Source organism: uncultured Thiodictyon sp. (genome assembly GCA_903837595.1).
Lineage (GTDB): Bacteria > Pseudomonadota > Gammaproteobacteria > Chromatiales > Chromatiaceae > Thiodictyon.
The window spans coordinates 31777-57736 of sequence record CAILVI010000375.1; the positions used below are offsets into that span (position 1 = coordinate 31777).

Genomic DNA, 25960 nt, shown 5'->3' on the forward strand with positions numbered 1-25960 from the left:
TCGACTCACTCGGTGCCAGGTGTCCGGTCGGCTCGGGTTGCGCGGTCCCCGCCGCGAAGGGCGCGGCAGCCGGGCCGGTGCTGCAAAGATCGTTGACGGCTTGCGTGGCAAGACCGGTAGCATGCTTTGCACCGCCGGCCCGTTCCGATCGGCGGGCAATTTGTAACCCATTGAATAATTGATGATGCCTAGTTGGCCCGCCGTTTGCGTCAGGGTCCCTACATGCAAGACGCGACCCCCTGCGCGGTCGCCCACCCGAGGGGAGAGACGATGCCGACCACCGAGACCTTCTATGAGGTCATGCGGCGCCAGGGGATCACCCGCCGCAGTTTCCTCAAGTTCTGTAGCCTGACCGCCACGGCCCTGGGTCTGGGGCCGGCCGCGGCCGACCAGTTGGTGCAGGCGATGCAGACCAAGCCGCGCCTCCCGGTGCTGTGGCTCCATGGGTTGGAGTGTACCTGTTGCTCTGAGTCCTTCATCCGCTCGGCCCACCCCCTGGTCAAGGACGTGGTGCTGTCGATGATCTCGCTCGACTATGACGACACCATCATGGCCGCCTCCGGGCACCAGGCCGAGGCGATCCTCACGGAGATCCGGGCGAAGTACAAAGGCAACTACATCCTGGCGGTGGAGGGCAACGCGCCGCTCAACCAGGACGGCATGTCCTGCTTCATTGCCGGTCGGCCCTTCATGGAGCAGCTCAAGGAGGCGGCGGCGGACTGCAAGGCGATCATCTCTTGGGGCACCTGTGCCTCCTGGGGGTGCGTCCAGGCGGCCCACCCCAACCCGACCCAGGCGGTCCCGATTCATAAGGTCATCCACGACAAGCCCATCATCAAGGTCCCGGGCTGCCCGCCGATCGCGGAGGTCATGACCGCGGTCGTGGCCTACCTACTGACCTTTGAGCGCATCCCCGAACTGGACCGCCAGGGCCGGCCCAAGATGTTCTACGGCCAGCGTATCCACGATAAGTGTTATCGCCGACCCCACTTCGACGCCGGTCAGTTTGTCGAGTCGTGGGACGACGAGGGGGCGCGGCGCGGCTACTGTCTCTATAAGATGGGCTGCAAGGGGCCGACGACCTACAACGCCTGCTCCACCGTGCGTTGGAACGACGGCGTTTCCTTCCCGATCCAGTCCGGGCACGGGTGCATCGGCTGCTCCGAGGACGGCTTCTGGGACAAGGGCAGTTTCTATGACCATGTAACCGAAACCCGCGTCTTCGGCGTCGAGCTCAACGCCGATCGCGTGGGCCTGGCCGCGGCCGGCACCGTGGGGGCCGCGGTGGCGGCCCACGCGGTGGCCTCTGCCGTCAAGCGGGCCCGCAAGCCGGGCGAATTCGGTGACAGCGCGCCCGGTGAGGGCAGTGGCGATCAGGCCAAGAACCAGACAGGTGAGCGTTCATGAGTATCAAGACCCCCAACGGCTTCACCCTGGACAGCTCTGGCACCCGGGTCGTGGTTGACCCGGTCACCCGGATCGAGGGCCACCTGCGCGTCGAGGTGAACCTCGACGCGGACGACGTGATCCGCAACGCCGTGTCCACCGGCACCATGTGGCGCGGGCTGGAGGTGATCCTCAAGGGCCGCGACCCGCGCGACGCTTGGGCCTTCACCGAGCGGATCTGCGGCGTCTGCACCGGCACCCACGCGCTCACCAGTGTCCGGGCGGTGGAGGATGCGCTCGGGATCGCGATCCCGGAGAACGCCAACACCATCCGCAACATCATGCAGCTGACCCTGCAGTCACACGACCACCTGGTGCATTTTTACCACCTGCACGCACTCGACTGGGTGGACGTGGTTTCGGCCCTGAAGGCGGACCCCAAGGCCACCTCCACCCTGGCGCAGTCCATCTCCAGCTGGCCCCAGTCCTCCCCGGGCTGGTTCCGGGACGTGCAGAACCGGCTCAAGCGCTTCGTGGAGTCCGGCCAGTTGGGTCCCTTCATGAACGGCTACTGGGGCAATCCGGCCTACAAGCTGCCGCCGGAGGCCAACCTGATGGCGGTCGCACACTATCTGGAGGCGCTCGACTTCCAGCGCGAGATCGTCAAGATCCACACCGTCTACGGCGGCAAGAACCCCCACCCCAACTGGCTGGTGGGCGGGGTGCCCTGTGCCATCAACCTCGACGGTACCGGGGCCGTGGGCGCGGTCAACATGGAGCGGCTGAACCTGGTCTCCTCCATCATCGACCGCACCATCGACTTTATCGACCAGGTTTACCTCCCGGACCTGCTGGCCATCGCCTCCTTCTATAAGGACTGGACCTTCGGCGGCGGGCTGTCCAGCCGCTCGGTGCTGTCCTATGGCGACATCCCGGAGCGGGCCAACGACAACTCCGCGGCCAACCAGTGCCTGCCGCGCGGGGCCATCATCAACGGGAATCTCAAGGAGGTCCTCGACGTGGACCTGCGCGACCCGCAGCAGATCCAGGAGTTCGTCGCGCACTCCTGGTACAGCTACCCGGACGAACGCAAGGGCCTACACCCCTGGGATGGCGTGACCGAACCCAACTTTGTGCTTGGCCCCAACACCAAGGGGACCAAGACCAATATCCAGCAGATCGACGAGGGCGACAAATATTCCTGGATCAAGGCCCCGCGCTGGCGCGGCCATGCCATGGAGGTCGGTCCACTGGCCCGCTGGGTGATCGGTTACGCCAAGGGCATCCCGGAGTTCAAGGAGCCGGTCGAGAAGGTCCTGACCGATCTTGGGCTCCCCGTGACCGCGCTGTTCTCGACCCTGGGGCGCACCGCGGCCCGCGGGCTCGAGGCCTCCTGGGCCGTGCATAAGTTGCGTTATTTCCAGGACAAGCTGGTGGCCAACCTCAAGGCCGGTGACAGCAGTACCGCCAATGTGACCAAGTGGGACCCCTCGACCTGGCCGAAAGAGGCGCGGGGGGTGGGGACCACCGAGGCCCCGCGCGGCGCGCTCGGGCACTGGATCGTCATCAAGAAGGGGCGGATCGAGAACTACCAGGCGGTGGTGCCGACGACCTGGAACGGCTCCCCGCGTGACCCGGCGGGCAACATCGGCGCCTTCGAGGCGGCCTTGCTGAACACCCCGGTCGCGGTCCCCGATCAGCCCTTGGAGATCCTGCGCACCCTGCACAGCTTCGACCCCTGCCTGGCGTGCTCCACCCACGTCATGAGCCCCGAGGGGGAGGAACTGACACGGGCCAAGGTGCGGTAAGCAGTGGGGACATCTGCCCTCTTATTCATCAGTTGCGGAGATCTGTACCCATGAGTACCGCCGTCCCCACTGTCAAGCGCACCGCGGTCTATGTCTATGAGGCGCCGCTGCGCGCCTGGCATTGGATCAGTGCCCTGTCGATCACCATCCTGGCCGTGACCGGGTATCTGATCGGCAATCCATTGCCGACCCTGTCCGGGGAGGCCAGCGATCATTACCTGATGGGCTATATCCGCTTTGCCCACTTCGCCGCCGCCTATGTCTTTGCCGTCGGTTTCATCTTCCGGCTCTATTGGGCCATGGTCGGTAATCGCTGGTCGCACCAGCTATTCACCTTGCCGGTCTGGCGCCGCAGCTTCTGGAGTGAGCTCTGGCACGAGGTGCGCTGGTACGCCTTTCTGGAGAAGGAGCCGCGCAAATATATCGGCCACAATCCGCTGGCCCACCTGTTCATGGTGGTCATCATCACCGTTGGCGGCATCGTGATGATTTTCACGGGCTTTGCACTCTACTCGGAAGGGGCCGGGCTCGGGAGTTGGCAGGACCGCTGGTTCGGTTGGGTCATTCCCTTCGTCGGCCAGAGTCAGGATGTGCGCATGTGGCACCACTGGGGGATGTGGGTCATAGGCATCTTTGTCATGCTGCACGTCTATACCGCCATCCGCGAGGACATCCTCTCCCGCCAGAGCCTGATCAGTACCATGGTCAGCGGCTGGCGGATGTTCAAGGACGACCGCCCGTAGGGGCGGGTTTCAAACCCGCCCCTACGCGGGGCGGGGCATGCGCCCCGTCCCGAACGTTTGAATTCCGCCATCACACCGTAGGCCCACTGCTTTGCAATCGGCACCTAAACATTCCGGACGGGGCCAATGCCCCGTACGGCTCGGGCACACGCGATGAATGAGCCACCCAACATATTGATTCTGGGCATCGGCAACGTCCTCTGGGCCGATGAAGGATTCGGGGTGCGGGCGGTGGAGGCGCTGGCTGGCCGCTACCGCTTCGGCCCCAACGTCCGGCTGCTCGACGGTGGTACCCAGGGGATCTATCTGGTCGATCAGGTACGGTGGACCGACGTGCTGGTGGTCTTCGACGCGGTGGACTACGGATTGCCACCCGGCACCCTCAAGCGGGTGGAGGGGGCCGAGGTGCCCCGCTTCCTGGGGGCCAAGAAAATGAGCCTGCACCAGACCGGGTTCCAGGAAGTGCTGGCGCTGGCAGACTTGCTGGGAGAATATCCGCAACACCTGTTGCTGATCGGCGTCCAGCCGGTGGAACTGGATGACTTTGGCGGCAGTTTGCGGCCGCCCGTCAAGGCCTGCATCTTCCCCGCCATTGAACTGGCCCTCGAGTTCCTCGCGGGCTTCGGGGTCCATGGCGAGCCGCTCGATGGCAACCCCGGGCGCTTGGTGGATCTCCCCGATCCGGCCTTGAGCCTGGACGCCTACGAGTCCGGTCGTCCCAGCGAGGCCACGGCCTGTCGGGTGGGCGACCCGCGGGTGCTGGCGGCGTTCGGGGGAGCATGATGTGTATCGGCGTGCCGATGCAGGTCATTGAGGCCGGCCCCCACTGGGCCTGGTGCCAGGGTTCCGGCGATGCGGTCCAGGTCGACACGCGGCTGGTCGGGGAGCAGCGCCTGGGCGCCTGGCTGCTGGTGTTCCAGGGTGCGGCGCGGGAGGTGTTGAGCGAGCCCCGCGCCCGACTGGTGCTGGATGCCCTGGCGGCACTGAGCGCGGCGGCGGCCGGCGATCCATTCGACCACCTGTTCCCCGACCTGGTGGGGCGGGAGCCCCAGTTGCCGGAGTTCCTGCGCGAGCCCTGAAGGGGCACCCCGGGATTCGCTCGTGCCACTCCGCAAGGTCCACGTGGCCCGCAGAACAAATGGACAGGATTAACAGGATTTCGCAGGATTTACAGGATTATCGATTACACGAGTTGCGATCTTGTTATCCTGTGAATCCTGCAAAATCCTGTTAATCCTGTCTATTTTTCACCGATTGGCACGACCCTCAATGACTGGCTACCGGCCTTTCGCGCGTCGGTCTGAGACGAAGCCGCGTTAGACCAATTGCTTTCTCCACTGAGTTCACCTATGCACCAGATCCAGAACCCCATGGGCCTCGTCGGTCCCGGTACCCAGCCGGCGGAGGAGGACGGGGCGGCGCTCGACTACCTACCCATGCCCAAGACGATGGGGACCTATTCGCCGCCCAACCTGCCCGAGCCGGAGGTCCTGCCTGCCTTTGGTCCGGCCCTGGCGCTGCTGGCGCGGCTCCAACTCATACTCGCCGCCCAGCGGGTCGCGGACCCGCCGGTGGTGCTGGACCTGTCGATGCTGGATGCCGGTAACCGCGAATTTCTGGAGCAGACGCTCGGTGATGGTGAGGTCAGCGCCTTGATCACCGGTCGTGGGGCCGGGCGGGTCCAGGAGACCCGGCTGGCCGGGGTCTGGTGGGTGCGCTTGGTCGGTGTCGATGGGGCCGCGGGGCCGGTTCATCTGGAGGTAGCGGACCTGCCCGCCCTGGTGCGGGCCGCCGCCTTGCACGCCGCAGCGGACCAGGCACCGATCCCCGATCCGCGGCCCGCGGGTGTGATGAATGCCCCCGGCGTACTGGCGGAGGTCAACGCCCAGGTCGCCGGCCGTCAAGGCGGTGCGCCGCCGCACATCGTGAATCTGACCCTGTTGCCCCAGACCCCCGAGGATCTGAGTTGTCTCGCGGCCAGCCTGGGTACCGGGCCGGTGACCCTGCTCTCCAGCGGTTATGGCAACTGTCGGGTCACCGCCACCGCGGTGCGCCATTGCTGGCGGGTGCAGCACTACAACTCGCAGGACGTGCTGATCCTCGATTCCATCGAGATCACCGAGGTGCCGGTGGCGGTGCTGGCGGCCCAGGAAGATCTGGACGACAGCGCGCAGCGCCTGGCCGAGATCTTGGAAGCCTTGTTCTAGTCTGGTCCGCGGCGCGCCCCGTCCCAATACCCTGAGGCCCTGCCATGTCCCCCGCCCAAGCTACCTTCTACCACCTGAGCGTCGCCCTGGCGGTTGGGCTGCTGATCGGGATTGAGCGCGGTTGGTCGGAGCGTGATGAAGAGGATGGCACCCGGGTCGCGGGGGTCCGGACCTTTGCGCTCATCGGTTTGCTGGGCGGCTCGGCGACGCTGGTGGCGCCGCCCTTGGGGACATGGCTGACGGCCCTGGGGCTGATTGGGCTCGCGCTACTCTTCGCTACCGCCCATGCGATCCGCGCCCGCAGCCGACCGGATCACATCGGGATCACGGTCCCGGTGGCGGGGCTGCTGACCTTTGTGCTGGGCGCGCTGGCCGCCTCGGGCCAGGTCGCCGTGGCTGCCGCCGGGGCGGTAGTCGCCGCCGTGCTGCTGAGTGCAAAACCGGTCCTGCACCATTGGCTCACCACCCTTCAGCGCCAGGAACTGGCCGCCGGGCTCCAGTTGCTGCTGCTGTCGGTGGTCGTCCTGCCGTTGTTGCCGAATCAGGGCTATGGCCCGTGGCAGGCGCTCAATCCCTATCGCATCTGGTGGATGGTGGTCCTGATCGCGGCCATGTCCTTCGTCGGCTACTTTGCGGTGAAGGAAGCGGGAGCCCGCAAAGGGGCCGTCTTCACCGGGATCTTTGCCGGCCTGGCCTCGTCCACGGCCCTGACCCTGCACTTCTCCCGCCTGGCCCGCAGCCAGCCGGACTTGAGCCCCATGCTCGCCACCGGCATCCTGCTCGCCTGCGGTACCATGTTCCCGCGCATGGCCCTGGTCTTGGCGGTGGCGGCCCCCAGCGCGCTGCTGCCGGCCCTGCTCCCCTTGGGTCTGATGACGCTCGTGGTCTATGGGGCGGCGTTCTACCAATGGTGGACCGCGGGCGACTCACCGGCAGCGGCCGCCACCACCCTGACCAACCCCTTGGAGCTGACGGCGGCCATCGGCTTCGGCGCCTTTCTGGCCCTGATCATGGTCCTGGCCAAGTGGGTCGAGGGCTGGCTTGGCAGCGCCGGGGTGCTGGCCCTGGCGGCGGCCTCGGGCATTGCGGACGTGGATGCCATTACCCTGTCACTGGCCGGAATGACGGGTCTCACCCTGCAAACCGTGGTCACCGGCATCATCATCGCGGCGGCGACCAACTCACTGGTCAAAGGCGCGATGGCGACCATCATCAGCGGCCGGCGACTGGGGGCGAGCGTGGCCCTGCCACTGGTGGGCGCGGCCGTGGTGGGCCCGCTCGCGGTGTGGATCACGCTCTGGTGAGGTGAGTGGTCCGCACCGCGGACCCTTGTACGGGCTTGAACCCTCTGCGGTTCGCCACTACGTGCGGGGAGCTGCCCGCGCGGGCGGCCGGTGCGCGTCGGACGGGGTTAAGCAAACCGTCACAGCGGCCATCTAGACTCCGCGTATTGATCTACGCTCAGGTTCGTTGCTGCCTCGTCCTTCCCGATGCCCCGCTGCGTGGGCGTCGGACCCTTGCCGCTCCTGACCCCGATAGCCGTGCGGCCCCGTCGCGGGCGCTCGACGCGCTGATCAGAAGGGTCGGGATCCCTCAACCGACGGAGGAATCCCCGGTGTATATCCCTCAGCAACTTGCAAGCCAGGTATTGTCAACCTGGGTCCGACCCCAACGCGGCCCGCGCGCCGCACTCCCCTGGCCGCGGTGCACGGCCGGCTCCCTGTCTGATCTTTTTGCACTGTCTGAGCAGGCGCTGCATCTGCCGCGCTACCCGCATTACGGGTCCGGCGAGGCGCTGGTCGGCGACTACCAGTATTTCTTTCTGCGCGGCGAGCGCTACCGCAGCTGCCAGGCCGCCCGTTTCCTGCTCTTTGGCGGGGACTTCATCACCCTCGCGGACCAGGGTGCGGTGCATCTGGCCGCTGACATCTCCGCTTACTGGAGCGGCTTTTTTCGTGAGCATTTTGCCGGGCAGATCGGCGCCATACTGCGCTATGCCGGCCCCACCGACTATCGCCATCGGGTCGTCGAGCACCCGCACCTGCGCGTGGTCTCGCCGCACCCATTCGACAGCGCGCACATCCCCGCCGAGCGGTTTTATCTGGACGACCCGACGCTCGCGGTGCGCCTGAACGACAAGGGCCGACTGCACGAGTTGACCGAGCGGGTCCCGCGCCATGAGCGCCTGAGTCCCGAGTCCTTCGCCCAGGGCCGGTGGCGGGAGCGGTGGTCGCTGCCGTTCGTGGTCAAGCTGACCGAACCCTGCGGCGGGGGCGACGGGGTGGCGCTGTGCCGCTACGAGCGCGACCTGCTGGAGGCCAGCCATCGCTTTGCCGGCCGCCCGTTGAAGATTGAACAGTACCTGCAAGACATCCGCAACAACTTCAACGTCCAACTCCAGATCGCACCGGATGGTGAGATCTCCTACATCGGCGGTTCGGTGCAGCGGGTGGTGGACGGTGCCTACGCCGGCAACTGCATCGACCCCCAATGGGTGCCGCCGGCCGCGGTGGCGGCGGTCTGCGATCAGGCGGCACGCGCCGCCGCCGCGCTGCGCTGGCATGGGGTCTGCGGCCTGGACCTGATCGAGGACGGGGCCGGCGAGGTCTGGCTGATCGACCCCAATTTCCGGCTCAATGGGTCCACGCCCTTCTTTCTCTTGGGGGACTATCTCACCGACCGCCACCGCCGACCCCAACTCAGCACCGGCTACTTCTGCTATCCTGGCACCCCGGCGGAGCTGTTCGACCGCTTCCACCGGGAGATCCACCGCGGCACCCTGGTCCCGGTCGGGGCCCACTACGACGCCCGTGAGGATGGGTGTACGCGCCTGTATGCCGCGGTGGTCAGCGATGACGACCCGCAGCGCCATGCCGGGCTGCTGCGCGCCTTCGCCGCCAAGCAACTGCTATCGGGAATCGGACTGTGAGCCAGGTATTCGACACCCTCCCACTCGATTATCGGGAGGGCCAAATCCCCGTCCTGCTGGAGCTGCCGCATGGGGGCCACCTGACCCCCAGCGAGGTCAAGCCCTACCTGCATCCCAAGTTCACCCCCGGCGACCGGCGGGAGGACTCCGACGAGTTCTCCGATGAGCTCTATCTGGACCTGCCCGCCGCCCCCCATGTCTTGCGCTTCCCCATCTGGCGCGCCCACGCGGACCCCAACCGTCCGTGCGAGGACATCGGCGCGGATGGGGCCGTCAAGACCCTCACCAGCCAGCGCGTGAAGATCTACCAGTCCGATCGTGGGCTCCCGGCCCAGGTGCGCCGGCAGGTTATCGAGCGCTACATCGAGCCCCACCAGCGCCGTCTCGTCGAGCTGGTCGCCAGCTCAGCCATCGAAAAGGTCCTGTTTTGTCACACCATGCCGGGCATCGGGACCGGTGGTTCCAATGACAAGGGTGAGTTGCGCCCGCTCATCATGTTCGGCAACGGCGGCGATCAGAAAGGCAATCCAGTCAACGACTGCTTTGCCGAGCGTGCACTCCTGCTCACCCTGTCCGAGATCGTCGAGACCAGCGTCGGCGACCTGGACGTCGACTTCAACTTCTGCGACGTGATCCGCTACAACCACCCCTACGCGGGCAGCCATTCACTGAATCGCTTCGACCCGGAAGCCTTGCGCGGCAAGCAGCCCTTGACCATCGAGATCAACCGCGACCTGCTCCTGCACAATCCGGACAACATCGCGCCCACCCGCGCCATCGTCAACCGCCTGGTCCTGGCCCTGGCACAATGGCGGCGGGAGTGAGCGGGCCTGACGCATGACCAACGCCCGCCCGAGTATTCTGGTGGTGGATGGGGAAGCCCTGTCCCTGGACACGCTGCGTTCCATCCTCGCCGACGAATTCGATGTCCATATCGCCCCCAGTGTCACGGAGGCCGAGCGTTGCCTGGAGCGCGACTGTCTCCAGGCCGTGATTGCCGATCAGCGGCTGCCGGAGATGCGCGGCATGGACTTCCTGGCCCGGGTGCGTGAGCGCTGGCCGAACCTGGTGCGCCTGATCCTCTGCGACCACCCGGCGGGGAGCGGCCTCATCGACGGCGTCACCCGTGTCGGCATCTACCAGTTCATCACCAAGCCCTGGCATCCGGACCAACTGCTGCTCACCGTGCGCAACGCCTGCCGCTTGCATCGGCTGCAGCGCGAGAACGACCTGCTGGCCTTGGAGATGCGGGTGACTGCGCCGACCCTGGAGCAGCGGATGGATCGGCAGCGCGCGCAGCTCAAGCGCAACTTCCGGCTCGACTCCATCACCCGCAGCCCCGACAGCCCGCTGAATCGGGTCTGCGAGCAGGTCGCGCAGGTCGCCCCCTATGACGTGCCGGTGCTGCTCACCGGTGAGTCCGGCACCGGCAAGGAACTGTTCGCCCGCGCACTGCACTACAACAGCCCCCGCGCCGACCGGCCCTTCGTGGCCGAGAACTGTGCCGCACTGGCCGACGACATCTTGGAGAGTGAGCTCTTCGGCCATGAAAAGGGCGCCTTTACCGGCGCGGTCAACGCCCGCATCGGGCTCTTCGAGCAGGCCGACGGCGGGACGATCTTCCTGGACGAGATCGGTGAGGTCTCCCCGGCCTTCCAGGTCAAGCTCCTGCGGGTACTCCAAGAGGGCGAGGTGCGCCCGGTCGGCAGCAACCGCCGGCGCCGGGTGGATGTGCGGGTGGTGGCCGCCACCAACCGCGACCTGGCCCGCGAGCGCCGCGCCGGGCGCTTCCGCGAGGACCTCTATTACCGCCTGGCGGGGCTCTGCCTGCACCTGCCGCCGCTGCGCGACCGGCGGGTGGACATCCCGCTCATCGCCCGGTCACTGCTTGAGGAACTGACCCGGACGCTGGGGAAGGCGTGCCGCGGCATCACCGACGACGCCATGGTCTGCCTCCAGACCTATGACTGGCCTGGCAACGTGCGTGAACTGCGCAACGAGATCCAGCGCATGCTCATCATGGCCCCCGGGGATCTCTTGGGGTGCGAGTTGCTCGATCCCCGTTTGTGGCGCGGTGCCGCCCCGGTGGAGGCCGATGCCGGGTCTGATCAGCGCTCGGACCCGGTGGCCGACCCGGTCGCCGCCCCCGGCGGGCTCAAAGAGCAGGTGGAGGCCCTGGAGGAGCGCCTGGTGCGCGAGGCCCTGGACCGCCACGGCTGGAACAAGAGCCAGGCGGCCGAGTCCCTAGGCCTGTCCCGGGTCGGCCTGCGCAACAAGCTGGAGCGCTATGGGCTGGCGCCCAAGACCGACGCCTGAGCGGGCGCCTGCCGGCTGAAGCCTCCAGTTTTTGTTATTCCCACGTTCCAGCGCGGGAGCCAGAAGCACCAACAACCACCGGAGACCCTGACCATGGACACGCTGTTTGAGATCCTGGCCCGCGAGCAAGCCTTGGGCGAGGGCCACGCCCGGCTACTGTGCGAGCAAGGGCGCGATGACCCGCAGACCTATGCCATGGGCATCATCGCCTATGTAGACGCCAAGGCCGCCTTCGATGTGCTGATCGAGGGGGCCAAGACCCACCTGATCGCGGATCGGGACCTGACCGAGGTCGAGGGCTTCCGGGCGCGGGTGGAGTCCGCGGTCGCGCAGCGGGCGGCCTTCACCGACCTGGTGCGCTCGCGGCTGATCGTCCTTGAAGGGGCGACCCGGTTTGGACTGCCCGCGGCGCTCGATGTGGGAAAGCTGGTCAAGGGGCTCATCGACTCGCTGCTCGCGGTGCTCAAGGCGTTCCGGGAGGCGGACGAGACCCGCCGCCGCGAGACCCTGGCCCGGCTCGACGCGCTCAAGTGGCGGCCATTCGAGGCCATGAGCCGGGACTAGTGCACCGTCGGCTCGGATGTAGGTGCGACTTAAGTCGCACCTACACTTGGCGGTATGCTAATTGTTGGAAATCGCCTCAGTGCCGGCATCCTGGGTATTGTCGTCGGGTGCGGGTGGGTTCGCCTCGGCTACGCTGTCCTGCGTCAGTTTCACCGGCAGGAAGGTCGCCTTGTTCGCCTCGATCTTCAGTCGTGCCAGGGTCGTCTGTTGGCCGTTCTTGTCGCTCACATCCACCGCCCAGTCACCGACCGCAACGCCGTTGAGTATGAAGCAGCCGCGCTCGTTGGTCTTGGTGGTCAGTGCGGGGGTGCTCCCCACGCTCACCTTGGCCTTGTCTGCGGGTAGGGCGTCCTTATCGGTCACCAAGCCCCACTACCGACCCAGTAAGCGCGCCGGTGGGCGGGGCCGGTATGACCTTGTTGAGCGCGGCGCGGACCCACAGCAGCACCGTCTCGGAGGCGAACCCCGCGGCAAAGGCCAGCGCGACCGTGCCCTCCGTCGACTCAGGCCGGATCACGTAATAGGCGATCACCGCGATGAATGGGGCCGAGACAAACCGGACGATCTGAAACACCAGGTACGCGCGAAGCATCGCCGGGGTCAGTTGGGGGGCGCCCGCGACCGGGATGTATCAGGGCTCGGACTGCTTCTGGTATTCCGGGATCCGCCGGGTCAGGCTGATGGCCCCGCCGATCAGGGAAAAAATCACCAGATAGAGCGGAATGACCAAGCCGCCGCGGATCTCAAAGCTGCCCTCGACGTCTTTGGTCGCCGGCTCGGCCGGTGGGGGGGCTGGCTTGGGGACTGGGGTTTCCACCGGGGTGGCGGGTGCCTGGACACTGGTCCTCAGGGGGCTGACCTGGCCACCCATCTGGATCAGCCAACTGGTGCGCGGCGCGGTGCTACCACTGTCTTTCGAACGACACGCGAGTGCATCGCTCGTGCCCTTATCGTCTGCGACGCAACCCCGCAGGATGGAGATGGGCGCATTCATGCGGCGTTTCATGTAGTGCTCGTAGGCACTCGTAGTCCCCTTCCTGGTCGTCGCCTGCTTCGGCGGGATCCGGTCGATCATGAAGGGGTAGATGGCCATCGCCATGGCGAAGAACATGAACCCATAGGCGAAGACCATCCAGCGCCGTTTGAGCTCCAGAAATATCTCATTCGATAAAGGCTTTGCCTTTGAGACGTCGCCGCCCGGGGTGCTCGTACCGGTGCAGTCCTGCAACGGGGTACTGAAATATTGGATGAACCAGATAACGGCCAGCGGCGTGAGTACACCGAAGATGGCAGCGTCGAGCAGCACCTGCGGCAATTCGCTGAGATAGCCTGTCAGGTCGGCCCGGAAACTATTGAGGTTGCTGATGATATTCAATAGCGCATAGATAAGAATGAAACCGTAGGCGTAGAACTGCCAGCTCTTGAACTGCCGTCGCAGCCGCGCCCACCTGGATAGTGCGTCACTCATGCCTGCCTCCATTATCGTGGTATCGCAACGCTCAACGCGCCCGCCCGGGGTGCGCCAAGCGCCACGCAGGATCGGCGTACAGCCCAGTATAGCGGCGATGTTCAAGTCTGGTCGGCACCCTGTTGGTCGTGCTCAAGGCATTGCACGAGGCGGACGAGCCCGGCTGACGGGACGTCCTTCCGGGCTTGGCGGACTCCTGCGATACCCACACCCATACTTCCCGCCACGTCCTCGCCAATCGGATCGCTAGGGCCCGGACGCTGGGCGTGATGGGCGATCACGTCATTCACCCGTGACGGCTCGGCCTTCACTACATCCCTGCACCAGGTGCCGAAGCCGCCGCGCGCATTCACCGCGCGCACCCAGGTGTCGAGCGCGAGGCGTTTGGCGCGGTTCTGGTCGGAATCCTCGCCCTTGATCTCAAGTATCAATTGCTTGCAGTTCGCCAGTCGAATGACGAAATCGGGGACGAAACGCCGCCGGCTGCCGCGCCACAGATAATAAATCTGCAAACCCAGATGGTCGTTCTTGGCATAAGCGGCCACCTCCGGATGGGTTTCAAACAGGGTGGCCGTGTAATGCTCCCAGGTGCTGTCGGCCACCGCGTGGCTGATCTGTGACCTGGTGGTTTCCAGGCAATGCCTGGTCGAGTACCAAGTGCGCATCAGGCGGGTCGAGCCGATGGGGTATTCGGCGTCGAAGACCGGCTCCGGCCGCTCGCTGTTCTGCTGTTGGACCTGGGCGACCACATGCCCGACGAGTGTGTCGATGGACAATGCAATCAGGATGCGCTTGCGCAGCGGGTCCTGATGAAACAGCGAGGGGATGTCCAGTCGGTCGGAGGCAAAGAACTGTTCGACCAGACGCACCAGTTGCTGGATGAGCCACTCCCGCCCGCCGGTAAAGCCGTGCTCGACGGTGGCCAACGCCTTGCGCGCGGCCAGGAACAAGAGCCGCTGCAGGCGGAATTCTTCGGGTAATGCCTCCAGGTCGATGGAGACCGCCTTGGATAGATCGGCCGCACCACCCAATGCCGGTGCCAGGTCCGCGGCGATATGGATCTGCGCCGGATCGATCTTCAGCGGCGGCATGGTCGACCAATCCACCACCAACTCGGGCCGTACCACCACATCGACACGCAGCACATTGGGCCAGGCGATCTCCAACTCGCTGCGCTCTGGGATGGATTCAATCTGGGTGCTCGGCTTGGGCGGCGGTGGCGGTTTGCCGTCGTCGTCCGTTTCCTGAAAAATCGACAGCGGTACCCCGAATATATTGACGTATTCCGCCTTGAACAGTGCCCGCGTCTGACCGTCCGGACAGACCACGGGTTCGGTCTCATAGGACACGCGCCGTAGCCCGCGTCCAATCACCTGCTCGCACAATAATTGGCTGGTGAAGGCACGCAGCCCCATGATATGGGTGACATTCTTGGCATCCCAGCCCTCCGACAGCATGGCCACCGAAATGACATTCTGCAGGTCCTGACCGGCACTGCCGCGCTTGCCTACATTGTCGATGATGGCGCGCAGCAGTTCCTCCTTCTTCATCGCGCGCAGCGCTTCCTTGCGTGTTTCCGGAATGCGCGCTGCTTCCACGATACCGCGCAGCACCTCCTCATAGGCCTTGTCGGCACCGGCTACCTCGCCGATTTCGGCCTTGTCCAACACCTTGGAGTCGACACGTAAGGTGCGCTCGGGTGCGTTCAGCTCCGGCCAGTAGGCATCGCCCTGAGTAAAGTAGTGCTCGATGCGTGCCGCCGTTTCAGTCCGGTTGCACACCGTCAGCATCACGGGCGGAGACAGGTGTCCCGCTTCCCGCCACGCATTCAATGTCTCACGCCAATCGGCCCCCAGCAGCGTATAGGCCTCCTGCACGATCTGCGGCAGCGCCTCGTGCGGCTCCGCGCCGCGCCGGTTCAGGTCCTCGGCCACTTCCGGTTCCCGGTAGAGGTGATAGAGCTTACTGCGATAAGTTTGCGTATTTGCCAAGGCGTTGTCGCGGATCACCACGCGCGGGGTCTTGACCAACCCGGCCTCAATGGCATCGTTCAGGCCGAAATCGGAGACCACCCATTCGAACAGCGCGGCCTCGGTGCTGGTCTTGCCGGTCGGTGCGAAGGGTGTCGCGGAAAGATCGAAACAGCGCGCAATGCGCCGCTTCTTGTGGATGCGGTCAAGCCCTTCGATCCAGCGGGTGGCCTCGTCGAGGTCGATGCCAAGGGCTTCTGCATCCTTCTTGCTGATCTTCAATTCGGCCGGTTTGCGGTAGGCGTGGTGGGCCTCGTCATTGATGATGACCAAGTCCCTGGACCCCGCGAGCCGGCCCAGTACCCGCCGCACAAAGGCCTCGTCGCTTTCCGCGCCCTTCTTGACCACCGAGCGGTCCCGATCTTTCAGCGGCATCAGGTTGTGCCAGTTATCGATCAGCAGTTCGACTTGATTGAGCCGCTGGCGCTGTGCCTCGTTCGGACAGAGTGCGAAGGCATCGTAGTCGTTTTCCGGGTTTCCCGGTTGCAGCACCTGCAAGCGCTCCTTGACCGTCAGTCCGGGTGCGACGATAAAGATGGCCCGCGAGAAATCCTTGTTGCGCTTCGGATAGGTCAGGGCATTGAGCACCTGCCAGGTGATGATCATGGCCATCACCGCGGTCTTGCCGCTGCCGGTTGCCATCTTATTGCAGAGGCGCTCCCAGGCGCCGCCATCGCCAGGGACCACAATGCCTTGCTTGAAGTCGGGCGGTGCCTCCACATGCCAGACCAGCGTTTCGATCGCCTCGATCTGACAGAAATAAAAGGCGTATTGTCGATGGGTCTGCGGGTCCTGCCAGTGTTCCAGCAATTGGCGCGTCACAGCGGTCACGCCCGGGTAGTCGGCCGCGCGCCAGGCGTCCACCCGTTCGCGGATGCGGTTGACTCGCGCCAGCGGCACGGTGCGCACGGTGTTATTGCGGGTGTCGAAGACCTCGTAACCCGCCGGGCGGCGGCCTTCCAGCAGTTCGAGTCGGCTCTCGCCGGCACGGCGCCAGTGGTGCGTGGGACGCTCGAACGGGGAGCTGATAATCAGCGAGGTTGCCTTGGTCATGCCCCGCTACCTAATTTATGGATCAAGTCCGGCAGAAAGACCCGTGGGTGATTTGCCAGTGTAAATACCGGGTAGCCATAGCAGCAGGTTTCTGGCTCAGGCAATTCCGCGCTTCTTCGGGTTGTTCCCTTCCGCTCCTTTCCTTCTTTGTGATCCAATGAGAACGCGTAAGACTTACTGCCGCCAATCTCCAGTAAAGAATGCGGCGATGTAGGTTCCTGAAGTTGCCAGAAACTGTCGGTGCGCGCCAACTCCCAATCTGGGTTGATCAATGCCTGGAAAGCCGCAGCAAGGCTCATTCATCGGCCTCCGAGTCACCGACGCCTTGGTAAGCATAATAAATGCTGTCACCCGTGTCATTCAGTGCGTGAATTTCCTCGTCAAAGGTCTTTGCATTGATGCCCTCGATCGCGTCGATCTCCATTGGAGAAATGTGGCGGCTGCTGAATAACCAGGCCGCAACCTTGCTCGGCTCAAGAATCTCATCTTTGATATAGGAAAACCGCTGCATCAGTTCCTCTTGAGCCTGATGCGGGCGGGAGAGCATAATCAGCGAGTTGATTTCGCGCACCAAATAATCACTGTGCGTGCTGACGACGACGCGCAAGTCGCTGTTGACCAGTCGCGCCAGCAGGCGTGCCAGTTTACGTTGATTGCTTGGGTGCAGATTGAGTTCGGGCTCGTCGATCATCAAGACATCGCCGGGCTCCGCGTCGAATTGCAGATAGGCCCACAAGCCGAACAAGCTCTTCACCGTCGACGAGGCCAGATGCAGATCCATTTTCGGCGGCGCCTCTTTGTCGCCGCGTTTCAGCTTGTAGGGGGTAAAGCTGATATCGCGTTCCGCATCGATATCATAGCGCCCCCCGATCAGTTGTTTTATCTCCTCGGCCAAGGCGTGATAAGGCCCACTCTTCTTCTTACGGACATCAGGCAAATCATTTAGCCAGTCAATGTAGTCAGCGATCGGCTGGGCATAGCGCGAACGGACAACATCCTGAATAAGTTGACCGATATTGATATCCTTATCTTTCTTGGCCGCATGGTGCAATAGAGCAGTACGCCGACTCGATAGTTCGCGATAAAATAAGTGCAACCCACTTCTTTCCGCCGGTATCAAGAATACATTGCGACGCGGCGGATTGCCTATGATGTGGCGTGCAATCGCCTCGAAAAGAATGTACTCAACATCGGGAAAATCCCTAGATAAAAGAGTAAGCTGGGCAACTTCTTGGCCCGCCGGCTTGAGCAAACGCAGAACCTCATCCTTTTTTCGGCCGATCACTAGCCTGAAATCCATGGCGCGAGCAATCGCCTGGCTGGCTAGCAGAGTGCCATCGACATCCCAGTCAAACTTGCTGTCCCTAAAAAAGCCTGCGGAACCATTAAAAACCGAAGGCAGCCGGTGTCTTGTGGCCTGATTGATTGCCGCTAGTATTTTTCTTGTATTGCCATGTGCCCATTCACCGAAGTTCCATGTAATCTGGCCCTCTCGCATCAAGTCTTCGGACAATGCGTCGAGCCCCGGAAGCTTGACGAGGCTGGAGTCGGACAAGAATCCGTACAACGCATACATCACCCAGGTCTTGCCCGTGTTATTCGGGCCGCAGACCAGCGTCAAAGGCTTGAAGTCGATTTCACCCGCGTCCGCTTCCAGGCAACCGAACTTGCCGGGCTTGAAACGCCAGCTCGCGAGGTCAAGACGCTGCTCGTTTTCACTGTCTGCGTTCATCATCTCACCTCCAGGTTCATCACCTTCAGCGACTCGATCCCGCGGTCATCGACGATCTTCACCGCGATCTTGCGGTTCTCGCCCGCCTCGAAGGGCAGGCTGACGGTGCCGCGGAACTGGTCGAGCAGGGATTCATCCAACTCGGCACGGATGTTCTTCTTTAGCTTCTCCCAGCCCTCACCCTTGCCGGCCATCGGGAAAAACACCTGACGCGGGAACAGGCTGCGCTCGTCATAGTCGGTATCCAGCGCCCACATCGCAATCCTGCTCTTGCCGCCGGAGATCAGCTCGCCTTTGACGGTGTCGAAATAGTCGAAACCATGCACCTCGACTTCAAAACGGCCATCCTTACGCGGGCGGACCTCCACCTCCGGCTGACCCATCAACCAGAAACTCTGGTTGCCGGCGCGGGCCTTCTTGAGGTCTTCGGTTAGCAGGTCGGTATTCATCTGCGCCTTGAGTGCGGTGACGCCCTTGATGGAGTCGATGTCCTTGGCCGCCTCCGGGTCGAAGGCGAAGGCGCAGAATAGGATCATCTTCGGCAGCGGAAAGAGGTTGCCCGCCTCATTGAACGCATGGGCGACCTGGCGTTGCTCCAGCGCGGCATGCTCGGGGCCGAAGCTCACCACTACCCGCTCGCCGCTATCCAGATGACCGCTGGCGTGCAGGTGACGCAGATCGGGGTCGGTCGGCAGGGGCTCCAGGTCGCTGATTCGGAGCATCTGGCCGCCCTTGCCGCGCACGCCGGTCTTGAGTAGTTCGTCACGCCATTGGTGTTGACGGCCGGACTCGCCGGTGCGGGCGATGCTGGCGTCCGCCTCTTGGGGGCCGCTGGGTTCATCCATCGACTGCACGCTTGGGAAGGGTACGGCCTCCATGGTGAATGGACCGCTGATGCGCAGCTTGTTCTTCGCTACCGCGGGCTGGTCGTACAGGACCTCCTGATCGGCATGGGCGGCGATCGACAGGTCCATCTGCCGCTGCATCGCCTGGCGGGCGCTCTGGAACGTATCAAAGGGTGAATGTGCGGCATCCGGCCAGCCCTCCGGGAAATCGAAAGGCACCTCCCATTCATGCAGGTCGGTGCCCTTGCCGACCGCGAGCCGCTGACCCTTGCGTCCGCCCTCGGTGACGAGCAGGCTGTTGGTCGGCGGCTGCGCCTTCAAGGCCGTATTCAAGTCGGCGAGTGCCGCCGCGATGGCGGGGTGCATCCGCTCGTGGATATTGTCGATCTCCGGATTGTTGGCGATCGATTTCAGGGTGACGTGCGGCACCGTCTTATAGATGAAGCCGCCCTTCAGTCCCTCGTGCGGGTATTTCAGTTCATAATAGTCGTAACTGGCGGTCATCAGCCGCTGCTTCGCGAGCGTGGTCGCCACCCGCGAGGTATCGCAGGTGATCCAGCGGCGGCCCCATTTTTCGGCCACAAAGGCGGTGGTGCCTGAGCCGCAGGTGGGGTCGAGCACCAGGTCGCCGGGGTCGGTGGTCATCAACAGGCAGCGCTCAATAGCCCGAATCGCCGTTTGTACGACATAAACCTTTGCGTCCGTAAAGCCACTTTGTCGCGTGTCGTCCCAGATATCGTTTCCTGGCTTAAACGGAAAATCGTCCAAGTAGCGGGTGAAGCCAAGCGTGTTTCCAGAGGCAATCAATCTTCCAGCCTTATTAAGACGCGTTAGTCCACGTTCATCGGTACTGAAGGTCCTTGCCCCCGGACTGAAGGTTTTTCCAGAGAAATTATAATTCTGTACGTCGTTGCGTGTTGGCGGGCGAGCGCTAGTGATTGGGTTGGGCCGAAAAATTCGGGCACCAATTGGCAATGGAGCTGTCCCAGCTACCTCCTCTTCGGTAATTCCTCTGCGTCGCCCATCGACGACCTCGACAAAGCGCAAGTTGTAATCGTCTTGTGGTCCCCGCGGTTCATACGAAGAATGAAACTTGACTCGTTTTGAGTCTTTGGCATACCAAATCAAGAAATCACAGGTTGCGTCTAAGAGCTCGCTAGCTTTGCCAGTTGTTTTTCTGAAAACCACTTGCGAACAAAAATTATCTTTGCCAAATAGCTCATCTAGGAGATTTCTCACCAGATGAACATTCTCATCCGAGATCTGCACAAACACGCTGCCGCTCTCATGCAGCAGCTCCCGCGCCAACAGCAGCCGGTCGCGCAGATAGGTGAGATACGAATGGATGCCCAACTCCCAGGTATCGCGGAACGCCTTGATCATCTCCGGTTCCTGCGTCAGGTCCGCATCGTTGCGGTCCTTCACGTCGCGCTTGCCGACGAAGGGCTGGAAGTTGCTGCCGTATTTGATGCCATAGGGCGGGTCGATATAGATCATCTGCACCCGGCCGGCCATACCCTCCTTTTGCAGCAGGCTGTTCATCACCAGCAGGCTGTCGCCGGCGATCAGGCGGTTGGCCCAGCCGCGTTCGTGACGGTAGAAGTCGATAGCGTCGCGCAGCGGCAGGTTCTCGAAGGGGGCGTCGAACAGGCCCAACTGCATCTTCTTGTCTGCCCCCTTGGCCTGGCCTTCGCCCTTCATCCGTTTGCGCACGGCCGAGAGGATGCTGGCGGAGTCGATACGCTCATGCACATGCAGGCTGACGGTATCGATCTCAAAGTTGGTCCGCTCGGCCTTGCCGGCCCAGTTCAGATAGGGCGATTGCAGGCGCTTCAATTCCTCCAGCGCGGCGCGCATCCGCTCAAGGTCGCCGGACGCCAGCGCGTCGTCGATCAGGGTCTCGATGTGGGCGCGCTGCGGATCGAAGGTGAGGGCGGGGTCGAGGTGGGGGTCATAGGCCCACGAGGTCTTGTCGGCATCCGGATCGGTGGCCGGCGTGACCATGCCGACCTCCGGATTGTTCTTGCGTTTGTCCAGGTGGCGGTAGGCGATGACCTGGGTCGCCTCGTCGGCCGCCGGGCGGCCCTTGGGCTTGGGCGTTGCCGCGGCACTGCTTGGTTTGGTCTTGTTGGGCAGCGCGGCAGCGGCCGGGACCTCCTGGGTCTGAAGCGCGAAGCCATCGGCACCGTCGGCCAAGTCGTCCACGGTGTTGATTCCGGCCGAAGCGGCCCGCCGCACCGTGCCACCGCGCCCCTGACCCTTGATCAGCCGCCCCTGGGCAATCAGCGCGGTCTGCGCCTCCCAATAGTCGGCTTCCACGAGTGTCAGTCCCGCGGGTGCCAGGCGCGCCTCGATCTGCCGTCGCAAGGCGGTATTGCCGATCGTTGCGCCATCGGCCGGGACCAGGGACAGCAGCAGGTCTGGCAGTGGCGGTTGCGGGCGGTCAGATAGGGTCTTCGCGTCATCGTCGGTGGACATTGGATCTTCCTGTCTTTGAATGCCCAACCCCCTTCATCCAAGGGTGGCGCCTTGGACTCCGGGCCGGACGGGGGGCGCGCGTCGGCTTCTCATCAACTCAGGCTGCGCCGCTTAAGACTCAGGCATCCGCGGCCTTCTTGAAGCAGAAACTCAGTTTCACGTCATTCATCCATGAGGGCTCAATCAGCTTGTCGTGCTGCAAGCGTCCGACCACGATGCCGGGATGAATGCCGATCCGTTGCGCAAAGTCGATAACCGTAGCCTTGGTGCGAAGACCCGGCAATTCACTGGTATACCGTGGCGGGATCAACCATTCGCCAGCCCATTGGTTTGCTTGTTGCTCATCGGGGGTATCCGCAGGGCTGGCATTGGGGTCATCGAGAAAGACCGACTGCTTTTCTTCTTTGGTATTGGCGTGCAGCAGAATATGCGCAGCCTCATGAAAAAAAGTGAACCAAAATCTGTCGTTGGTTTTCCCGTAGAGCGAGAGCTGGATCAATGGTCGGGTGGGGCTCAGCCAGCGCGCCACTCCGCTGACGTGGGTGCGAGGTATGGCAGGGACTAATACGAGAGTCACGCCCGATTCATATAGCAGCGCCCGCATGTGTGGCTCAAAAACTTCGGGCGGCTCGCAGGTCAGTGTGCGGATGGTATTGAGCGCCTTGAAAAAGCGGCCTTTGTCGTACTTTGGACCGTCGGTCGTTTCTGCTTGCCGTTCGCCCAGGCGAAGCCACGCTGAAATGGCGCCGATGTCGCTCTGCTCGGCGCGGCTGCGGCGAAAGGCGACCTGCATACCGCCATAGTGAACACGCCAGTCGTCCGGCGAGGCGACACCGAAGAAACGCAGACAGGCATTCACCAAGCCGGGTTTGTGCTTAGCCACGATTCGGCACTTGGTGATGACGCCGGCATCCATCAATTCTTTCAGCGGTAGTTCAGCGAGCCAGTCCACCCAACTCGCCTGGGTGCGTGCGGCTTGCAGCCGGGCGGAGTGTTCTCGATATTTGGCCTCGCGCGCCAGCCAAAAGCCGGCATTGCTGCCCAGCACATGCTCCAGCCGCAGCGCGGCATCATCGGTAAGCGGTACCTTACCATTGAGTAACTGGCTAACATGCTTTTCTGTGTAGCCCAGTCGCTTGGCCAATTCCGCCTGTGTCCATCCCCGTTCTTCGATGATGTCGACGATGGTGTCGCCAGGAGGGGAGACCCAGTCTGGCGCGAAGGGGGCGCGTAACTCAGTCATGGTAATCCCCGATGTATTCGATCAGGAGGATGGTGATTTGGGACCAATCGATGCTGCCATCGGCATGGCGGGGACAAGGGTCCTGATCCGGAGCGAACACGAGTCGCCATCCGCCCGCCAGGTCCAGCGCAAACTGTCCTGCTCGATAGCCCTCCAGCGGGTGTGGGTGGCCGGCAACCAGATCGGTCACCTGGCTTGCGGCTTCCAGCTCACTAAGCCGACTTCGTAACTTACGGGCACAGACGGTCCCAAGCCTTTTCTCAGCGACGGCGCGTTTTTCACACAGGTCGCGGAGTTTCTTGTTCTTGTAGTCTATGTCCAACGACGGTCCATCCTATCAAAGTTTACCTGGTAGGTAAATTTCGATGCTCGATCAGCCTGGCTCGCCGCTACGATCTGGGGCGTCAAATCCGGGGCGGACCGAGCATTCGCCGCGTCCGTCAAGTCTCTTGCGGACCTGCGTACCCGTGGCATGGCTCGGTGACGGAACAAATGTTCGGGACGGGGCCCGTCCCGCCCAGCGCGCCACCGACCACGACCTACCGGCCTCAGGCCTTGCGCCGCCGCCCCGCCGGCTTGGTCCCCGCAGCCGGGGCCTGCGCTTGTGCCAGCACGAAATCGATCTTGCGATCATCCAGGTTCACCGCGGCCACCTGGATGCGCAGGCGGTCGCCCAGGCGGTAGATGTTGCCGCTGCGCTCGCCCTGGAGGCGGTGGCCGATCGGGTCGAAGTGGTAGTAGTCGTTGTCCAGGGCGGTGATGTGCACCAGGCCGTCAACATGCACGGTGTCCAGCTGCACAAAGATGCCGAAGGAGGTGACGCTGGTGATGGTGCCCTCGAACTCCTCGCCCAGCTTGTCCTGCATGAACTCGCATTTGAGCCAGTCGTTGGCGTCGCGGGTCGCCTCGTCGGCGCGCCGTTCGGTGCCCGAGCAGTGCTCGCCGATCTGCTGGAGGTCGGACTTGGAATAGTCCAGATCCTCCGCGGTGCCGTCCGCCAGCAGGTGCTTGATGATGCGATGCACCACCAGATCCGGGTAACGGCGGATGGGGGAGGTGAAGTGGGTGTACGCGGGGAACGCGAGGCCGAAGTGACCCACGTTCTCGGCGCTGTACATGGCCTGCTGCATGGAGCGCAGCAGCACGGTCTGGATCAGTGAACGGTCGGGCCGGTCCTGGACCTCGCGTAGCAACTGGGCATAGTCCGCGGCGATCGGCTTCTCCCCGCCCGGGAGCTTGAGCGCGAGCTGGCCCAGGAACTCGCGCAGATCACTGAGCTTCTCCTGGCTCGGCAGGTCGTGGATGCGGTAGATGGCCGGGACCTTCTTGCGCTCAAAATGCCGAGCGGCGGCCACGTTGGCGGCCAACATGCACTCCTCGATCAGGCGGTGGGCGTCGTTGCGGATCACCGGGACCACGGCGCTGATGCGGCCCTGCGCGTTGAAGACGAACTTGCTCTCGGTGCTGTCGAAGTCGATGGCACCGCGCTCCACGCGGGCGGCGTGCAGCACCTGATAGAGCGCATGCAGGTCTTGCAGATGGGGCAGGACGGCCTTGTGCCGTTCACACAGACCGGGGTCGCGGTCCACGATCATGGCCGCCACCTGGTCGTAGGTCAGGCGCGCCTTGGAGCGCATCACCGCCTGGAAGAAGCGGGTGCGGGTGACCTTGCCCTCGGCGTCGATGTAGAGCTCGGCGGTCATGCAGAGGCGATCGACGTCCGGGTTGAGCGAGCAGAGCCCGTTGGACAGCACCTCCGGCAGCATCGGGATGACCCGGTCCGGGAAATAGACCGAGTTGCCGCGCTCCAGGGCCTCGGTGTCCAGGGCGGTGCCGGGGACCACATAGGCCGAGACGTCGGCGATGGAGACCAGGAGCTTCCAGCCCTTGGGCTTGCGCTCGCAGTAGACGGCGTCGTCGAAGTCGCGGGCGTCGGCCCCGTCGATGGTCACCAGGGCCAGTTTGCGCAGGTCCGTGCGGCCCGCTTTGGCGGACTCCGGCACCTCAGGGGTGAGACCGGCGACCTCCGCTTCGACCTCGGCCGGCCACTCCACCGGCAGGTCATGGGCGCGGATGGCGATGTCGGTCTCCATCCCCGGGGCCATGTGATCGCCCAGGACCTCGCGCACCCGGCCGATGGGCTGGGTGCGGCTGGTCGGCTGATCGGTGATCTCGGCCACCACGATCTGACCATGGCTGGCGCCGTTCAGGCGGTCGCTGGGGATGATGACGTCGTGGGAGATGCGCTTGTTGTCGGGCGCCACGAAGCCCACGCCGCTCTCCTGATAGAGACGCCCGACCACGGTGTGGGTGTTGCGCTCCAGGGTCTCCACCAGTGAGCCCTCCAGGCGCCCGCGCCGGTCGCGCCCGCTGACACGCACCACCACCCGATCCCCATGGAACAGCGACTTCATATCCTTGGGGTAGAGATAAATGTCGTCACCGCCCTCATCCGGGCGCACGAAGCCGAAACCGTCCTGATGCCCAATCACCCGCCCGGCGATGAGATCCCGGTGGTTGACGATGCAGAAGGCGTCCTTGCGGTTGCGCAGCAGTTGGCCGTCGCGGACCATGGCGCCCAGGCGGCGTTCCAGCGCGATCAGGTCGGGCTCAGTGGTCAGTTGCAGGGCGACCGCCACCTCGCCGAAACCGAGCGGGGCGCCGTGGGCGGTCAGGGTGTCGAGGATGAACTCCCGGCTGGGGATGGGGTTCTCGTATTTCTTTGCCTCGCGCTGGCGGTTGGGGTCCTTGTCCCGGGCGGTTGGTACTGGGGGGGCGGCCTGCGCGGACGCCTGTGCCGCATCGGGGGTAGGCTTGGCCTTGCGGGCGGGCCGCTTGGGGGCCGGGGGGGCCGCCTCCTGGTAGGCGTCCGGGGGCAGGTCGGTGGGTGGGGTATCGGTCGATTTGCGTCTGGTCACGTGGTGTTACTGAGTCTGTCTTGAGGCTTTTGCGAATATTGCCTAGTGTATCGTTGACAAGCCCGCCCTGTCTCACTAAGATGCGCGCTCCCAACCGGCTCATCTCTCACGCGATGGCCTGGCAGGGAATCTTAGCCGAGGTGGCGGAATTGGTAGACGCGCTAGTTTCAGGTATTAGTGGGGCAACCCGTGGAGGTTCGAGTCCTCTTCTCGGCACCAAATCCTGATCGGGATTCGACC

Annotated in this window: 21 protein-coding genes and 1 tRNA gene; 12 read left to right on the forward strand and 10 right to left on the reverse strand. The window is 63.9% G+C overall.

Annotated features, from left to right (window positions below; translation table 11 throughout):
- Window positions 1-270: 270 nt before the first annotated feature.
- The 11 genes from QZY44_RS22015 (at window position 271) to QZY44_RS22065 (ending at window position 11953) form a co-directional block, all read left to right on the forward strand.
- Window positions 271-1407 carry a hydrogenase small subunit gene (locus tag QZY44_RS22015; RefSeq protein WP_295452376.1) on the forward strand — a complete coding sequence of 379 codons (1137 nt, stop codon included), beginning with the start codon at window positions 271-273 and terminating at the stop codon, window positions 1405-1407.
- Window positions 1404-3194 (forward strand): nickel-dependent hydrogenase large subunit, encoded by a 1791-nt coding sequence (locus tag QZY44_RS22020; protein WP_295452380.1) that lies wholly within the window; start codon window positions 1404-1406, stop codon window positions 3192-3194. The genes QZY44_RS22015 and QZY44_RS22020 overlap by 4 nt, the downstream gene beginning before the upstream one ends.
- 50 nt (window positions 3195-3244) lie before the next feature.
- A complete protein-coding gene (gene cybH / locus QZY44_RS22025) occupies window positions 3245-3937 on the forward strand; it encodes a Ni/Fe-hydrogenase, b-type cytochrome subunit (RefSeq protein WP_295452383.1) in 693 nt (230 codons plus the stop codon).
- Window positions 3938-4090: 153 nt separating this feature from the next.
- Window positions 4091-4720: a HyaD/HybD family hydrogenase maturation endopeptidase gene (locus QZY44_RS22030; RefSeq protein WP_295452387.1), complete on the forward strand. Its 630-nt coding sequence runs from the start codon at window positions 4091-4093 to the stop codon at window positions 4718-4720.
- On the forward strand, window positions 4717-5016 hold the full coding sequence (locus QZY44_RS22035) for a HypC/HybG/HupF family hydrogenase formation chaperone (protein WP_295452392.1): 300 nt from the start codon (window positions 4717-4719) through the stop codon (window positions 5014-5016). The genes QZY44_RS22030 and QZY44_RS22035 overlap by 4 nt, the downstream gene beginning before the upstream one ends.
- Window positions 5017-5286: 270 nt before the next feature.
- Window positions 5287-6144 (forward strand): hydrogenase expression/formation protein, encoded by an 858-nt coding sequence (locus QZY44_RS22040; RefSeq protein ID WP_295452399.1) that lies wholly within the window; start codon window positions 5287-5289, stop codon window positions 6142-6144.
- 44 nt (window positions 6145-6188) lie between these two features.
- Complete coding sequence (locus QZY44_RS22045; RefSeq protein WP_295452404.1) at window positions 6189-7448, forward strand: MgtC/SapB family protein; 1260 nt, start codon at window positions 6189-6191, stop codon at window positions 7446-7448.
- A 311-nt stretch (window positions 7449-7759) separates the two neighbouring features.
- Entirely contained in the window at window positions 7760-9073 is a 1314-nt protein-coding gene (locus QZY44_RS22050) for a hypothetical protein (RefSeq protein WP_295452408.1), read from the forward strand.
- Window positions 9070-9897, forward strand: a complete 828-nt coding sequence (locus QZY44_RS22055; protein ID WP_295452411.1) for an N-formylglutamate amidohydrolase — start codon at window positions 9070-9072, stop codon at window positions 9895-9897. The genes QZY44_RS22050 and QZY44_RS22055 overlap by 4 nt, the downstream gene beginning before the upstream one ends.
- A gap of 13 nt (window positions 9898-9910) precedes the next feature.
- Window positions 9911-11389 carry a sigma-54 dependent transcriptional regulator gene (locus QZY44_RS22060; protein ID WP_295452415.1) on the forward strand — a complete coding sequence of 493 codons (1479 nt, stop codon included), beginning with the start codon at window positions 9911-9913 and terminating at the stop codon, window positions 11387-11389.
- A 93-nt stretch (window positions 11390-11482) separates the two neighbouring features.
- Window positions 11483-11953, forward strand: a complete 471-nt coding sequence (locus QZY44_RS22065; RefSeq protein ID WP_295452419.1) for a hypothetical protein — start codon at window positions 11483-11485, stop codon at window positions 11951-11953.
- Between the two features lie 57 nt (window positions 11954-12010).
- Here the strand turns inward: QZY44_RS22065 and QZY44_RS22070 are convergent, their stop codons facing one another.
- The 10 genes from QZY44_RS22070 to rnr all read right to left on the reverse strand — a co-directional run bounded on the left by QZY44_RS22070 (window position 12011) and on the right by rnr (window position 25720).
- Complete coding sequence (locus QZY44_RS22070) at window positions 12011-12316, reverse strand: carboxypeptidase-like regulatory domain-containing protein (protein WP_295452425.1); 306 nt, start codon at window positions 12314-12316, stop codon at window positions 12011-12013.
- On the reverse strand, window positions 12306-12545 hold the full coding sequence (locus QZY44_RS22075; RefSeq protein ID WP_295452429.1) for a hypothetical protein: 240 nt from the start codon (window positions 12543-12545) through the stop codon (window positions 12306-12308). Before QZY44_RS22075 ends, QZY44_RS22070 begins: the two co-directional genes overlap by 11 nt.
- A 39-nt stretch (window positions 12546-12584) precedes the next feature.
- On the reverse strand, window positions 12585-13421 hold the full coding sequence (locus tag QZY44_RS22080) for a hypothetical protein (protein ID WP_295452433.1): 837 nt from the start codon (window positions 13419-13421) through the stop codon (window positions 12585-12587).
- 101 nt (window positions 13422-13522) lie between these two features.
- Window positions 13523-16504, reverse strand: coding sequence for a BPTD_3080 family restriction endonuclease (locus QZY44_RS22085; protein WP_295452437.1), 2982 nt, complete (start codon window positions 16502-16504; stop codon window positions 13523-13525).
- Complete coding sequence (locus QZY44_RS22090) at window positions 16501-16803, reverse strand: hypothetical protein (RefSeq protein ID WP_295452441.1); 303 nt, start codon at window positions 16801-16803, stop codon at window positions 16501-16503. The genes QZY44_RS22085 and QZY44_RS22090 overlap by 4 nt, the downstream gene beginning before the upstream one ends.
- Complete coding sequence (locus QZY44_RS22095; protein WP_295452446.1) at window positions 16800-18239, reverse strand: ATP-binding protein; 1440 nt, start codon at window positions 18237-18239, stop codon at window positions 16800-16802. The genes QZY44_RS22090 and QZY44_RS22095 overlap by 4 nt, the downstream gene beginning before the upstream one ends.
- A complete protein-coding gene (locus QZY44_RS22100) occupies window positions 18236-21559 on the reverse strand; it encodes a site-specific DNA-methyltransferase (protein WP_295452450.1) in 3324 nt (1107 codons plus the stop codon). The genes QZY44_RS22095 and QZY44_RS22100 overlap by 4 nt, the downstream gene beginning before the upstream one ends.
- Window positions 21560-21677: 118 nt before the next feature.
- Window positions 21678-22802 carry a helix-turn-helix domain-containing protein gene (locus tag QZY44_RS22105; RefSeq protein ID WP_295452455.1) on the reverse strand — a complete coding sequence of 375 codons (1125 nt, stop codon included), beginning with the start codon at window positions 22800-22802 and terminating at the stop codon, window positions 21678-21680.
- On the reverse strand, window positions 22795-23124 hold the full coding sequence (locus QZY44_RS22110; protein ID WP_295452460.1) for a killer suppression protein HigA: 330 nt from the start codon (window positions 23122-23124) through the stop codon (window positions 22795-22797). The genes QZY44_RS22105 and QZY44_RS22110 overlap by 8 nt, the downstream gene beginning before the upstream one ends.
- A 226-nt stretch (window positions 23125-23350) precedes the next feature.
- The gene (gene rnr, locus QZY44_RS22115; protein ID WP_295452463.1) at window positions 23351-25720 is read right to left on the reverse strand and encodes a ribonuclease R; all 2370 of its coding nucleotides are present in this window, start codon (window positions 25718-25720) and stop codon (window positions 23351-23353) included.
- Window positions 25721-25854: 134 nt separating this feature from the next.
- Here rnr and QZY44_RS22120 point away from each other — a divergent pair.
- Window positions 25855-25939, forward strand: a tRNA-Leu gene (locus QZY44_RS22120).
- Window positions 25940-25960: the final 21 nt, after the last annotated feature.

Excerpts from the sequence above, each read along its gene's own strand:
- QZY44_RS22080 (WP_295452433.1), bottom strand. The coding sequence starts at position 13,421 with ATGAGTGACGCACTATCCAGGTGGGCGCGGCTGCGACGGCAGTTCAAG.
- QZY44_RS22065 (WP_295452419.1), top strand. The coding sequence starts at position 11,483 with ATGGACACGCTGTTTGAGATCCTGGCCCGCGAGCAAGCCTTGGGCGAG.
- QZY44_RS22060 (WP_295452415.1), top strand. The coding sequence starts at position 9,911 with ATGACCAACGCCCGCCCGAGTATTCTGGTGGTGGATGGGGAAGCCCTG.
- QZY44_RS22105 (WP_295452455.1), bottom strand. The coding sequence starts at position 22,802 with ATGACTGAGTTACGCGCCCCCTTCGCGCCAGACTGGGTCTCCCCTCCT.
- QZY44_RS22015 (WP_295452376.1), top strand. The coding sequence starts at position 271 with ATGCCGACCACCGAGACCTTCTATGAGGTCATGCGGCGCCAGGGGATC.
- QZY44_RS22100 (WP_295452450.1), bottom strand. The coding sequence starts at position 21,559 with ATGTCCACCGACGATGACGCGAAGACCCTATCTGACCGCCCGCAACCG.
- QZY44_RS22020 (WP_295452380.1), top strand. The coding sequence starts at position 1,404 with ATGAGTATCAAGACCCCCAACGGCTTCACCCTGGACAGCTCTGGCACC.
- cybH (WP_295452383.1), top strand. The coding sequence starts at position 3,245 with ATGAGTACCGCCGTCCCCACTGTCAAGCGCACCGCGGTCTATGTCTAT.
- QZY44_RS22030 (WP_295452387.1), top strand. The coding sequence starts at position 4,091 with ATGAATGAGCCACCCAACATATTGATTCTGGGCATCGGCAACGTCCTC.
- QZY44_RS22040 (WP_295452399.1), top strand. The coding sequence starts at position 5,287 with ATGCACCAGATCCAGAACCCCATGGGCCTCGTCGGTCCCGGTACCCAG.
- QZY44_RS22090 (WP_295452441.1), bottom strand. The coding sequence starts at position 16,803 with ATGAGCCTTGCTGCGGCTTTCCAGGCATTGATCAACCCAGATTGGGAG.
- QZY44_RS22085 (WP_295452437.1), bottom strand. The coding sequence starts at position 16,504 with ATGACCAAGGCAACCTCGCTGATTATCAGCTCCCCGTTCGAGCGTCCC.
- QZY44_RS22095 (WP_295452446.1), bottom strand. The coding sequence starts at position 18,239 with ATGATGAACGCAGACAGTGAAAACGAGCAGCGTCTTGACCTCGCGAGC.
- QZY44_RS22045 (WP_295452404.1), top strand. The coding sequence starts at position 6,189 with ATGTCCCCCGCCCAAGCTACCTTCTACCACCTGAGCGTCGCCCTGGCG.
- QZY44_RS22075 (WP_295452429.1), bottom strand. The coding sequence starts at position 12,545 with ATGCTTCGCGCGTACCTGGTGTTTCAGATCGTCCGGTTTGTCTCGGCC.
- QZY44_RS22035 (WP_295452392.1), top strand. The coding sequence starts at position 4,717 with ATGATGTGTATCGGCGTGCCGATGCAGGTCATTGAGGCCGGCCCCCAC.